This is a genomic window from Mangrovibacter phragmitis (assembly GCF_001655675.1).
Taxonomy (GTDB): domain Bacteria; phylum Pseudomonadota; class Gammaproteobacteria; order Enterobacterales; family Enterobacteriaceae; genus Mangrovibacter; species Mangrovibacter phragmitis.
In genome coordinates this window covers 76220-89387 of the sequence record NZ_LYRP01000012.1, presented here as the reverse complement: position 1 = coordinate 89387, position 13168 = coordinate 76220, and the positions used below count along the sequence as shown (strand labels likewise).

At 53.1% G+C, this 13168-nt stretch carries 11 protein-coding genes; all 11 read right to left on the bottom strand.

Translation table 11 applies throughout. From position 1 onward, the window contains the following. Nucleotides 1-9: 9 nt before the first annotated feature. Complete coding sequence (tssH, locus tag A9B99_RS10645) at nucleotides 10-2643, bottom strand: type VI secretion system ATPase TssH (protein WP_064597320.1); 2634 nt, start codon at nucleotides 2641-2643, stop codon at nucleotides 10-12. Between the two features lie 74 nt (nucleotides 2644-2717). Then, complete coding sequence (tssG, locus tag A9B99_RS10640) at nucleotides 2718-3782, bottom strand: type VI secretion system baseplate subunit TssG (RefSeq protein ID WP_064597318.1); 1065 nt, start codon at nucleotides 3780-3782, stop codon at nucleotides 2718-2720. After that, complete coding sequence (gene tssF / locus A9B99_RS10635) at nucleotides 3779-5650, bottom strand: type VI secretion system baseplate subunit TssF (RefSeq protein ID WP_064597317.1); 1872 nt, start codon at nucleotides 5648-5650, stop codon at nucleotides 3779-3781. The genes tssG and tssF overlap by 4 nt, the downstream gene beginning before the upstream one ends. Before the next feature lie 2 nt (nucleotides 5651-5652). Beyond that, on the bottom strand, nucleotides 5653-6225 hold the full coding sequence (gene tssE, locus A9B99_RS10630; protein WP_064597315.1) for a type VI secretion system baseplate subunit TssE: 573 nt from the start codon (nucleotides 6223-6225) through the stop codon (nucleotides 5653-5655). Continuing rightward, complete coding sequence (locus A9B99_RS10625) at nucleotides 6218-7042, bottom strand: type VI secretion system accessory protein TagJ (RefSeq protein ID WP_064597312.1); 825 nt, start codon at nucleotides 7040-7042, stop codon at nucleotides 6218-6220. The genes tssE and A9B99_RS10625 overlap by 8 nt, the downstream gene beginning before the upstream one ends. 23 nt (nucleotides 7043-7065) lie before the next feature. Beyond that, nucleotides 7066-8043, bottom strand: a complete 978-nt coding sequence (locus A9B99_RS10620) for a hypothetical protein (RefSeq protein WP_064597311.1) — start codon at nucleotides 8041-8043, stop codon at nucleotides 7066-7068. A 21-nt stretch (nucleotides 8044-8064) separates the two neighbouring features. Beyond that, nucleotides 8065-8859: a PP2C family protein-serine/threonine phosphatase gene (locus A9B99_RS10615; protein WP_064597309.1), complete on the bottom strand. Its 795-nt coding sequence runs from the start codon at nucleotides 8857-8859 to the stop codon at nucleotides 8065-8067. Continuing rightward, nucleotides 8856-10826, bottom strand: a complete 1971-nt coding sequence (tagH, locus tag A9B99_RS10610) for a type VI secretion system-associated FHA domain protein TagH (protein WP_064597307.1) — start codon at nucleotides 10824-10826, stop codon at nucleotides 8856-8858. Before tagH ends, A9B99_RS10615 begins: the two co-directional genes overlap by 4 nt. Before the next feature lie 333 nt (nucleotides 10827-11159). Then, nucleotides 11160-11552, bottom strand: a complete 393-nt coding sequence (locus A9B99_RS10605; RefSeq protein WP_156519038.1) for a hypothetical protein — start codon at nucleotides 11550-11552, stop codon at nucleotides 11160-11162. A 1-nt stretch (nucleotide 11553) separates the two neighbouring features. Next, nucleotides 11554-12570 carry a hypothetical protein gene (locus A9B99_RS10600; RefSeq protein WP_064597303.1) on the bottom strand — a complete coding sequence of 339 codons (1017 nt, stop codon included), beginning with the start codon at nucleotides 12568-12570 and terminating at the stop codon, nucleotides 11554-11556. Between the two features lie 69 nt (nucleotides 12571-12639). Beyond that, nucleotides 12640-13122 carry an Hcp family type VI secretion system effector gene (locus A9B99_RS10595; RefSeq protein WP_064597302.1) on the bottom strand — a complete coding sequence of 161 codons (483 nt, stop codon included), beginning with the start codon at nucleotides 13120-13122 and terminating at the stop codon, nucleotides 12640-12642. Nucleotides 13123-13168 lie beyond the last annotated feature (46 nt).

The window sequence follows — 13168 nt, the reverse complement described above, 5'->3', positions numbered from 1 at the left end:
GTAATGGCGTTACGCCTCAAACTGACACTGAAATTCGCCCTGTTCAACCGTGATACGCAACCGCCGGAATTGTTCATCCCGCGCACTGGCACTCAGTAAGAGGGTACTCATTTGTGGCAGCAGCGTGTTAGTGAGAATGGCATCGACCATGCGCCCGCCAGACTCCACCTCCGTACAGCGTTGAACAATTTGGGTGATAACGCTATCGTCCACGTCTGAAATAATGCCATGGTTTTCTTCCAGGCGGCGCTGAATACGGCGCAATTGCAGACGGACAATTTCCGCCAGCATAGTATCACTCAGCGGGTAATAAGGTACGACCAGTAAGCGCCCCAGTAAAGCAGGCGGGAAAACCTGCAGTAATGGCTGGCGCAACGCACCGCTCAGCGCTTCCGGGTCTGGCATTAAATCCGGGTCAGCACACATAGCGCTGATTAAATCCGTCCCCACGTTGGAGGTCAGAATAATAATGGTGTTACGGAAATCGATATGCCGCCCTTCGCCATCTTCCATCCACCCTTTATCAAATACCTGGAAGAAAATTTCGTGTACATCCGGGTGTGCTTTTTCAATTTCATCCAGTAATACCACACTGTATGGGCGGCGGCGTACAGCTTCTGTCAGCACACCACCTTCACCATAACCAACATACCCCGGAGGCGCACCTTTCAGGGTGGAAACAGTGTGGGCTTCCTGGAATTCACTCATATTGATGGTAATGATGTTCTGTTCACCGCCGTACAGGGATTCAGCCAGTGCCAGCGCGGTTTCGGTTTTCCCGACACCAGACGGGCCACACAGCATAAAGACGCCAACGGGTTTGTTCGGGTCGTCCAGCCTGGCCCGCGTGGTGCGTACCCGGCGGGCAATCATGTCCAGGCCATGACGCTGGCCAATCACACGCTGGTTGAGTGTATCGGCCAGTTGCAGCACTGCGTCGATTTCGTTTTTCACCATGCGTCCCAGCGGGATGCCAGTCCAGTCGGAAACGACAGCGGCCACCACATTGGCATCCACAGCGGCAAACAGTAATGGGGCATCACCCTGTAATTCACGCAGTTGTTGCTGGCGTTCGCTGAGTTGCTGATTAATGGTTGATGCCCGGTCATCATCGGCTTCCAGGTTTTCTGGCAACGCGTGGCGCTCGGCACGCAAGGCAATAATGTCGTCCACCAGTGTGCGTTCCTGCTCCCAACGCGCAGTCAGGCTTTCACGCAGGGCTTCTTCACGGGCTTTATCTGCTTCCAGGGTTGCCACCCGTGAACTGTCGCCCAGGCCAATGCGCCCTTCACGGTGGGCAATCTCCAGAGCCACTTCAATGGATTCCAGGCGATGCAGGCAGTCTTCCAGTTGCGGTGGTGGCGCACTCTGGCTTACCGCCACACGGGCACAGGCGGTATCCAGCAGGGCAACCGCTTTATCGGGCAACTGGCGTGCCGGGATGTACCGGTGAGAGAGTTTCACTGCGGCGGCTACCGCTTCATCCAGCAGTAATACGTGGTGGTGTTTTTCCAGTGGGGAAACCGTGCTGCGCAGCATTAACAGCGCTTTGTCTTCATCCGGTTCGTGCACCTGTACCGTCTGGAAACGGCGGGTAAGCGCCGGGTCTTTCTCAATGTATTTTTTGTATTCTGCCCAGGTGGTGGCGCCAATGGTGCGCAGTTGCCCGCGCGCCAGCGCTGGTTTCATCAGGTTGGCGGCATCGCCGGTGCCCTGCTGCCCGCCAGCGCCAATCAGAGTGTGGATTTCATCAATAAACAGGATGATGGGTTCCGGGCTGGACTGGACTTCGTTAATCAGGCTTTGCAGGCGGGCTTCAAATTCACCTTTCATACCCGCACCGGCCTGCAATAAACCAATATCCAGCAGCCAGAGCTGTACCGCCTGTAAAGGTACCGGGACATCACCTTGTGCAATACGGCAGGCCAGGCCTTCGACAACCGCGGTTTTGCCAACCCCGGCTTCACCGGTGAGCAGTGGGTTGTTCTGGCGGCGACGCATCAGGATATCCACCATCTGGCGAATTTCTTCATCGCGGCCCACCACCGGGTCGATTTTGCCGTCACGGGCTTTTTCCGTGAGGTTCTGGCCGTATTGCGCCAGGGCGCTTTGCTGGCTACCCGGGGCTGCCTGTTCGCTTTGTGGCGCGCTGGCAACCTGCTGGGCTTCTTTGCTGTTGGCAAAAATGGTATCGAACTGGTCAATAAGCTGGTCGGCGTTCAGGCGGGTAAACTGGCCGGAAATCCCTTTGAGTACATTGGCGAGGTTCCAGGTTTTCAACAGGCCAATCAGGAGATGCCCGCCGCGAATACGCCCGGCACCAAACGTCAGGGAAGCGTATACCCAGGCGCGCTCAACTGCCGTGTCCACATGTTCCGACAAATCAGAAATTGCGGTCGCGCCACGCGGCAGGCTGTCCAGTGCAGCCACAATGTCACGCGCCAGAACGGCTTCGTCGAGGTCGAAATGGCGAACCAACTGTTGTAAGTCGCCGTCCTGCTGCTGCATTAACTGATGCAGCCAGTGTGCAAGTTCAACGTAGGGGTTGCCGCGCAACTTACAAAAGGCGGTTGCGCTCTCCAGCGCAGTAAATAACAGCGTATCCAGTTTGCCGAACAAAACGGCACGGCTGATCTCTGACATGATTATTCCTGTTGACAGTTGGCACCTGGTGCCTGAAATACAGTGTTGTTATTGTTGTAAACCCAACGCATGTGTTAGCTGTGTTCTGGCTCAGGCATAAACACCAGATCATGGCGGTCGGGTTTTTCCGGGCGCTCGCCCAGCCAGGCGCTGTACCCCAGGCGGTTGTTGCCACCCAGTGTTGCGCCGGTTGCCTCGGCACCTTTAAGGATAAGGCGCACATCCCAGGCATAGTCCGTGCCCAGGTACTGGCGTACCCAGTCACGTAATTCGGTCACTTCGCGCTCGCCGGGCAGGAACCGCTGGTAGTCCTGCAAACTTAACGGGCCAATTTCGAGACGGAATTTATGCTGCACATCGCGTACTGCAATGCCCACAAACGTGGATTCACCCAGGCGCGGAGCGCGTCGCCCGTGGCCGCCCAGCCGGGTTTGGTCACGCTGGGCTATCGGCATCCAGTGCGGAATATTGCCCCGTACCCGCACCGGTACCTGGAAATAGTGGCGCAGCATTTTTTCCAGCCCTTCAGCATCGCGACCACTGCGTGTCAGGTGGCCGGCCAGCCCAAACCGGGCATGTTCACTCAGGCTTCCCCGGTGGCGCTGCCCGGGCAACCCCATACCTGTGAGGCAGGCCAGGTAATCTTCAAAACGGCGGTTATCCGGCCTGTCCAGCGAAACGGTGGGTTGCGCATCGGCCCAGGCGCGGTAAAACAACAAGCTCAGGCGGTGGTGAAACAAGTCGGCAAACGCGCTCAGTGAGTCGTCCTGGTGGTGATAGATACGTTCACGCACGTATTCTGTCATGTGCACCGGTAACGGGCCGTTGGGGCCAAATAACCCGAAGCTGAAAATCGAAACCTCGTGTAAATCGCGGCCGTCGAGTTCTTTTACCGTTGCCAGAGTGGAAGGCGCAAACGCCATCGAAGGCTGCTGGGCAACCCGTAAGGCATCAAAACGGGGTAACGGCGCACGCCCCAGGGGATAACGCCCACCGCCCTGGGCATCAACCCGGCGCAACAATTGAAACAGGTCATAACGCCAGGGCGCAGCCATGACAGCAGGCCAGAAGTTATCTGCCAGGCGGGTTACCCGCTTAACCGTGGGTAGCCGGGTTTCAGGTGTTGAGGTCTCACTCATATCAGTGCCCGTTTCCCCATGCGTGGCCCCCACCAGCCAATTTCACCGCGTTGCTGGCTGGTCAGTGTCACTTCCGTAAAGCTGTTGATTGCCACCAGGCGTGAGAACACGCGCTCGAGCACACTGCCGAGCAGCCAGGGGCTGAACCCGGAGAAATCCTGTTCGTCCACTTGCAGGTCAATGGCAATACCCCGGGCGAAGACAATTGGCCCTGGCTCGGGTACCCGGCGGTGTACCGGGCGCAACTGGCAACGGCGCAGGCCGTCTATCTGGCGGGCGACTGGCACTTCCGCCAGGTTGCCATACAGCCCGAGCAACTGGCGCAGGGCTTCAGCGCCCTCACCGTTTTCGCTGTCCATCAGGCTGAGGTAATTCATTTGCAGGTGGCTGATAAGCCGCCAGGTGGCAACCCCTTCGGCCAGCGCCGGGCGCGGCGGAGTGGGGCCTTTAAGCAAAGTGATACCGGCAACGGGCAACGAATCCGGCATCACAAACTCACCCAAATCTTGTTGCAGCATCAGCGGTAAATCCCGGCTGGTGCACAGCACTTCTGCTGTCAGGTGGCTCAGGCTGTCGGACCAGGGCGCATGGTTTTCATCTACCAGTGAAACAAACACTTCGGAACCGACATAGCCAGTGCGGGTGCCATAACGTAATGCATGCTCAGACAGGGCGCGTTGTTCACGGCGTAACGAAAAATAGGTGCCATAGTTGCCGTGGTCACTACTGAATGATTGCCAGAACGGGCGGAATACCTGCTCTTCACGGCGATCTGTACGCGAACCATAGATATTTTTCACCGCATAGATTTCGTAATCCAGCGGGCGGACATTATCGACAACCAGGTGGTATTCGCCCTGGCTGTCCTGAATTTTTTGCCGTTCGGCATATTTAGGGAACAGGTTGATAACCGGGGTGCAGTGTAGCGAGAAGTGCGCTTTATCAATTATGCGCTCCAGCGCACTGTCGGCTTTATCCAGCAAAATAACGATATCAAACGCACTGGCACCGGCGCTTTTCGCCAGCAAGTTGTGTAACTGGCTGACAGCAATAAACTGGCAACGCGCCGGGAATGCGAAATATTCCTGTAGCAGGCGGTAACCATCGAAGTTTCGCAGGTCATCGGGCAACATCGCCTGTTCCGGCGCGAACCCTTCCTGGGTCAGGGCGTCATCGCCCAGTACAATACGTTGCGGCGATGGCGCCACCGTCTGGCAAAACAGCCCCACGGAGTGCTGCATCACCAGTTCAAGTAATTTCTGTGCTTCAATGTCCGGGCCGCTGAGGAAAAAATCCAGCCGGTCGAAGTTGAGATTTTCCAGCGTATTCTTGCCATTACAGGCAATACGAATGCGCAGTGCGCTGGCTGCGCCTCGTTGGCTCAGCCCCATCGCCATCAGTGGTGCATCGGCCGGGACGCCCCCCAGTTCCACGTTGCTGATATGCAATGGCAACAACGTGACATCATGGGCGGTAGTCCAGGCACAGGTGACGCCATTTTTTTTCAGCGTCAGGCTGTCCATCATGGTGCCACGCGGCACGGTGAAGCCATCACTCAAGTCGCCTTTTTGCATATCTGGCTGGAGCTGGGCAATCGCCATAGAGGGCGTGGGGGCAAGGTAGTTTGGCGCGAACATTTCCAGCAAGCGCTGGGAGAAGCGCGGAAATTCCGCATCCATTTTTAGCTGGACACGCGAGGTCAGAAAGGCAAAGCCTTCCATCAGGCGTTCGACGTAAGGGTCTGCGACTTCGATACCCCGCATCCCGAGCCGACCGGCCACTTTGGGATAGCGACTGGCAAATTCTGCGCCCATTTCGCGCAGATACGCCAGCTCGCGGTTGTAATAGTCGAGAAGTTTACTGTCCATAATCAGCCTGCGTCTTTTAACTCAAAATGCCCGTTTTCCAGATCCACATCAGTGCGGAACAGAAATTCCAGCGGCCAGGGGACACACCACAACCGGCCTTTTATCTCAATGGACAAAACGTTGTGCGCATCCAGCGATTGCGGGTCAGACAAACAGCGCACTTGCAGCCCCTGCGGAATAATGCGGGGCTCAAAAGCCAGAATAGCTTCGGTGAGCTTGCGCTGAATATCCTGCCATTCAATTTCCGACATCCGTTTCCCGGCCAGTGGAGCGATACCGAAATTCACGACCGAACGGCGAATATGGGCAAAATCGCGCAGATCATTCTGCGCTTCATTGTTGATGGTGTTGAACAGCCACTGTAAGTCACGCAGCACGTTGCGCCGCAGTGTGCTGTGGGAAATCAGATTATGGCTGGCCGGTTCTTTTTGCTGGTCGGGCGCGTCATCTGTCAGCCGGTCCAGCAATGATGGCTGCATTTTGTCGCGCGCGCCCACCGTCTGCTTGCCGACCCTTTGGCGGTAGCCGGCTCGCAGCAGATCAGAAGGGTTAGCGTTCTGGTCGTGATTACTCATGGTCAGATTCGGAGCCAGCGAATGCCAGCGTGTCCAGTGTCAGCAAGGAATAAGCATCATCAGCATTGAGCAGCACTTTCTGCCCCTGTCCGAGACAAAACGCACCCTCTTCGTCCAGTGCTGCCCAGTGAGTTTCGCGCCCCAGTAGAAAACGGTCTTCCGTGCTGGCATCTACCGGGTAGCGCGCAGGAATTTGGCAAACTTGTTCACTGCCATCCACCAGCGTTATCCGGGCATGGCGCCACACCAGGTCGGTGACGCTCGCCGGTGCCTGAAAAATGATTTCCCGAATGGCGCAAAATGGCGCCCAGAAGTAATGCCCGTTGACGATAAATTCGCACACCGGCCCCAGGCGGGCATCGCCATCCATCAGCCAGCCAAACGCCACACTTTCCTCGTTAACCTGTAAAGAACCTGGATTGGGTTCAGCGGCTTCCAGCGCCTGTTCTCGCAGCGCCAGGGCTGCGGCGCTATCACCGGCATTTTCCCGTGCCAGTGCGTCAACCAGATGGTGAACCCAGGGCCAGGCCTGTTCAGGCATTCTGGGTGCCGTTTCACCGGCAAAAACCCGCGCGCGCGTTAACTCACCTTCAATAGCCTGTTCCAGCAAGGTCACTGTGGGTTGTGCCTGAGGTTTTAGCGCCGCCCAGCTTTTCAGTTGGGTGCGGGCTCGCTGCCAGTTGCCCGCCAGACAGAGCAACTGAACAAACGCTGCGCGCAGGTCCGCATCCGCAGGCCGGGATTTAATATTACTTTCCAGGCGCGTCAGGGTTTCTGCCAGCGAATCTCCGGCCATCTGTTGGTAGAGGGTGTGCATAATCATTCCTTGTGGTGGTTAGGTTACTTCAGCGTATGGTATGCGCCTGCTGCCGGGTCTTTAAGTTGCAGATGCACGGCATCCACCAGTTGGATAGTCAGCGCGGTATTCGGCTCCAGATAGGGTCCCCATACTTTGCGTACTTCATCCAGACGCGCTTTTAGTTTATCGCCGTCACTGGCCTGGTCGCGCGGCATTTCTACCGCAACGGTGCCATCCACCTGCCAGCCGTTAATGCGCGGGACATACTGCATAATCAGCCAGCTTTGCGGGGAACGTTCGTCACTCACCACCATGCGTTCGTTATTCACGGAGGCAATCAGCAACGTGTTGGTGTTAGCTGTTGGGTTAAACCCGGCCACCGGGAAGCCGTGAACAAAGGTCATAGTGATAGTCTGGCTACCATTCTGGCCCTGCTGGGTAACTTTACCCCGGCCATTCAGCCAGCCACCTTTTTCACATTTCCCGTCGTCTTTTGCCGGAATAAACAGGGCCTGAGAGGCACTGCCACCCTGCCAGAAAGTGCGCAGGCGGCAGCCATCTTTCAGGTTGAATTCAAACCAGGGCGTGCGATCTGCTGGCGGTGAGAGATCCTCTGCACGTTGGTTATTCGCAGGAGGAATGGCAGCGGTAATAACCTGAGCAGCGGGTGCGATATCAACACGCCAGTCATGCTTTTTCTCTGCGGTACCGGTAGCCAGTTTCTTGCCATCCGGTGCCGTCATTTCCCAGCGCAGGGTGTTCAGTGTGCCGCACTGGCTTTGTAGCAATTTGCCAACCTGCGGCAGGAAAGCCTGCAGGATTTCCGGTTTTTTCTCGCCGTTCGCGACAATTCGCAGCGGTAATTCACTGGTACACCAACTTTTTGCTGTGTTGTCCTGGATGTTGTCTATCCAGACATCCAGCTTCAGAGACGGTGACTGAACAATCCGGTAATTTTCTGCCCACGCGCTGGACGATGCCGCCAACAACGCCAGTAAACCCGAAAGCCAATATTTCATATAAATCCTTGTTCGTTTCAATCAATCACGAAGGGGAAAGAATTGTGCGGCCTCCGCCAGCGAGTGGATCAGCGTGGTTTCTTGTGGCTGACCAACCCATACGGCTATCGCACTGTAATTATCCTGTGTATCGTCACTGGTTTCGCCATGTTTACGCAGGCTCTGGTGCATCAGGGTCAGCCACTCTTGTGGCGTGTTTACCATCTGCAAGGACTGCTGCATCTGTTCTTGTGTTACCCCATGCCAAAAACCATCAGTACACAGCAAAAACGCATCGCCGTCTTCTACGGGAACCACATCGCTGTAGCTGGCTTCCCGGCGTTCATCACCCATGCCCAGAGCAAAATAGAGCAGGTTGCTGCTGACACCTTCGGTCTGGTGCCCGGCATCTTTTAACTGCTGGATCAGGCTGTGATCGGTGGTAACCTGGTATAAAAAACCGCGCCGGAATAAATACAGGCGGCTGTCGCCTGCATGGACCCAGTACGCCAGGTGGTAATCCCGGTCAATAAACAGGCTGACCAGCGTGGTACCCATTTTACTGTTGTCCTGGTCGTTTTTCTGTTCGCTGCGAATCGCCTGGTTGGCGTTATTCACATACTGGCGAATGAACTGTGGGTTGAGGTGTTGTTCGCCATCGAACTCGGTCAGGATGGCATTACGGGCGATACGCGCGGCAACCTCGCCGCCTGCGTTACCCGCAACACCATCACACACCAGAAAGCATGCCGCGCGCTCGCCAATCACCTCACCGGTTTGATCCTGGTTGCTTGTCCGCTCTCCTTGTTGGGAGAGCGATGCCATGGTGATATTCATTCTTCTTCTGATCCACTTTGTGAGTCTTTGTACTGGTTCACTTCCATGTCGTAAGCGTGCAGGAATGCTTCACCAAACAAGGTGTGGAAGTCATCTTCAATTTCTCCGGCGGTTTCGCCGTAGGTTTTCACAAAGTAATCCCACAAGGCGGCTTTACGGCTGCCGGGTAAACCAATGCGCGACACCACGCCATCTTCCCGGGCCTGCTCTTCGAGCTGTTCCGGGTTAAACGACTGCAGCATAGCGGCAATAATCGCCCGGATACCGGAAATCATACCCAACTGGTGAGCCTGCAAGTCTATCAGGGCATCACGCACTGACTTACGCGGTGGCATAAAGCCAGGCATACGTGTGCCAAACATTTGCATGAGCACCGTTTTCCCGGAAGGCAGCAGTTTGAACGGGTTGTTGGCGTCGTCCAGCACCATAGTCATATCGGCTTTGACACCGCGTTTGAGAATGGAGCGGGAAGAGAGCAGTGCTACTGTACCCTGCGAAAACATACTCAGCATTTGCCCAAACTGGCGCATGTTTTCTTTATCAAACTGAGGGACGGGCTGCATGTCGCCAAGGCCCATACCTTCCAGTAATGCAGCCAGTAACTCGCCCTGTAATACATCGCCTTCGCCTTGCTGGCTGGTGACCTGCGCAGATTTGTCGGCAGACGACGGCGAGGCGACCGGGTCAATTCGCAGGCGGCCTTTAGGTGTCTGCACATGGGCACGTTGCACAGCCTGCGGAGTGGGCAGGGTGATACCTTCGTAGCCGTTGGCGGCTTGTGTTGTGCTGGCAGGTATGGTTTCTTCTGCGTTTTCCTGCACTGGCGGCGGTGTTACCAGTATATCGGCTGGTGTGACAGTCGTGGCTGTCTCGTCATCATCAAACAACGGTGAAGAGGCCAGTGATGCCGTTTCAAACAGTGCAGAAACCGGGTTTTCGTGGTGTGTGGCCGCAGGCTCTGGTTCATGAGCAGGTTGTTCTGCCACAGAGGGTTTTGTGGCATGTGGCTGTTCTGCTGCATGATGCCGCTCTGTCGGTGTTACTGTTTCCTGCGGCTTAGTGGTGCTGCCTGGTACCGTTAATGGCACAGCATTACCCATCATCAGGCCCAGTGGGTCATCGTGATTACGTGCCGCGGGAGCGGCTTCGCTGGCACCGAATAAAGCCAGTGGATCCAGTTCACTGCTACCAACAGTTGGTTTATTTTCCGCGGTTTCCGGCTGAACCAGTGAAGACGGGGTATTGTCTTCAAAGATACTGTCACCGCTAAACAGTGAAGACTCGGCGAATAAGTTATCAGTCTGCGGTTTTTTCTCGTTAAACAGCGGCTCGCTGGTATTGAACTGGGCGAGTGGGTCTTCCGGGTTACGCTCAACACTTTCAGGCTCGGCAAAGGGGTTGTGGCCAGGTTCCACCGTGGTGTGCTCGCCTTTCCCACTCACCGGGCTACTGGAAATGTTGTCGGAAATAGAGAATTCCTGCATCAGGCTGTCCCAGATTTCACTGGGGATAGCCGCTGTACCATCGGCGTTTACAGCAGATGGTTGTGCTGGAGCAGCTGACACCGGGCGAACCGGCGCAGGTGCCGCTTTATGAGGAACGGCACTGGCGGCATGGTGTGCAGCAGGTTGTTGAGGCGCAGTCGGCTGCGCCCCCAGTGCCGTAACTTGCAGGCGGTATTCATCAATACCCAGAATATCGCCGTCTTCGAGCTCAACCTGGCGGCCACGATCCAGCGGAATATCATTCAGCAGCACGCGGGTGATGTTGCCACGGTTAGTGATGCGGCAGGTGCCTTCTGCTGTGATATGCACTATCGCCTGCAGGCGAGAAATGGTGCGCGTTTCATCTGGCAGCACCAGGTTGTTATCGGAACCGCGCCCAATGGTGCCGCCTGGCGGATAGAAATCGCAACTGGTTTGTGGCGGTTGTTGACCCGGTTTGTTGGTGATTATCGTGAATCGCATAACGTATTCCTGCCTGGGTATAATGAGCGCTCAAACGTTGCAGGTCTTTTGGTAAGGCCTGCAGCGTTTGGGGAGCAAAGGTAGAATATCAAAATGAAGTTGAGATTTGTCTCACTTTGTAAGATAAAACAGCAACCGGTGTGGCATACGATTAGTTGCTAACAAAGTACAAATGAAATGACACAAAAGTTCAGTATCTAAAGACAAATTTAATGCAGTGAAGGATATTATTTTAAAGTTTAACTATTAGTTAACGTCTTTTCCATCGCCTAAAATTAAATTAGCTTAACCATGATAAATTAATAAAACCACTTATTTAGAATAAGAAAAAAATCATGTAGCAAGTGCCGCGACAATTAACACAAAAAATCCAGAAATTAAAAGAAATACAAGGATCTTATAATAACCAATCCATTTAAAATTACTTTGGTTCAGAAACTCTCTCGCAGACCTTGAGTCAAAAACAATATTTTTATTAAGTGGAAAGTTTTTCCCATCCAGAATTTTTGAGAGAATAAAAACTCGTGATCCAAACCCTAGAAAACCAATATTCTCCTGCAATGAAAAAAAGTCATTCGGCAAAAAACCATGTTTTTTTAACTTATCATATGCTTCATTAACTTTTTCATTTTCTTTTTTATATAACACATATACCGCCAAAGAGATCAGCATCATAAAAATGAAAAAAACCACCACTGAAATTATATATAATAAGGAGTATTTCAATTTACTCTCCACCATATATCAAATAATTAGCACCATCAGCCGCATGCTCGCCTAGAGCACTTCCGGCCCAAGTCCCAATTGAAGTCATTACTAAACCAACCGCCACACCACACACCGCCGTTCCTATTCCCATAGTAGGAACACCCAGAGCAAGACATACTGGACCGGCTAATGCCGTTGCGGCCATACCGCCAACTGTTGCACCTGCCACGCCTCCACCAAAACTACTATACTTCCTAAGTGCTATCTTGGCGCAATCATTTTCTCTTCCAACACTACACGCATGATAGACATCGTTAGATGTTCCCAAAAAAGAAAAACCTAAAGCTATCCACCCACCTATTTTCATATACTGTGCAGCTCGGGCAGCACGATCAATATATGTAGAGTAACCAATAATACTACCTACTCCAACTGTACTCCATTCATGCACTATCGATTTTGATGAAAGACCAAGTGCCTTTTTAATATCCGAGTAATCTCTTAATCCAATAATTTTTCTGGTAAATTTATTCAACAATGGACTTAGTTGACCAAAAAGGACCCTTCTATCCTGAAAAAACTGCTCACTAATCAGAGAGCCTTGGGTTATATATTGATTTTGGTAAGTTAGTTCTATTTTTCTAAGAATGGACTCCACTTGTCTAAATAATTTTTCTCCCGCATCCCCAGTATTTCCTGCTATTGTATCCCCCCAAGACACTAATGACGCTATTGTTGAATAATTTCTATTCAAAAAATCAGCTGTTTCAAGACCAATTGTAGATAAAGCATTGTTAACTTTTCTTTTCGCCTCTCTAAGATAGAGAAGGGCTGGAGTTTCATATGGCAAATTAGTATTCTCTGCGATGATGAGAATCTGCCCAGGTTTCAACCATTTCGTATCTGAATTCAATCGCATAAAGTACTGTGCATCATCACTTCTTGGATCATTAAATAAAAGTGTTGTTTGATATTCTAATGTTCCAGGTTGTTGAACGACACAATAACCAGGTGATACAGGATTTCTTGATGACATCTTCCCCCCTAATCTCTTCGTCAACTTACTAAAAAGCGATCCCTTCCGGGATCGCCATCAACAACCCGCTTACGCTTCGCTGTTTTCTTTGATATTCCAGCCAACGGAGCTTTCAGCGCCTTTGCTACCGGAAGAAGTTTGTTCCCAGTACTGCTGTTTCACTTTAGCAGCCTGGAATGCATAGGTAACACCAACGGTGTCGCCGTTATCAGCGCCAGTGTACTGAACAGAAGTTACCAGAACTTCTTCCAGAGTGATGCGGGCGTATTCCACCTGCTGACCACCTGCTTTACATACTGACAGTTCAACTTTGGTCAGGTGTTTACCGTTCGCACAGTATTTCATGATAGCGGTTGCTGATTTGTCGATCAGGGCATTAACGTGCAGGTCGTTAAAGTTTACTTTACCGGCACCGCCGCCACCGCCAACACTCATGTTACCCGGCTGAGAAGCACCCCAGGAGAAAGAAGTGATATCAGTCCAGCCAGAGTGATTAGAGTCTTTGGACTCACCCGTCACACCGTCGACTTTCAAAAACATATCAATAGCCATAATAATCTCTACTCTTTGATTGGTTAGTTTTGCTTGTAAAAAGCGC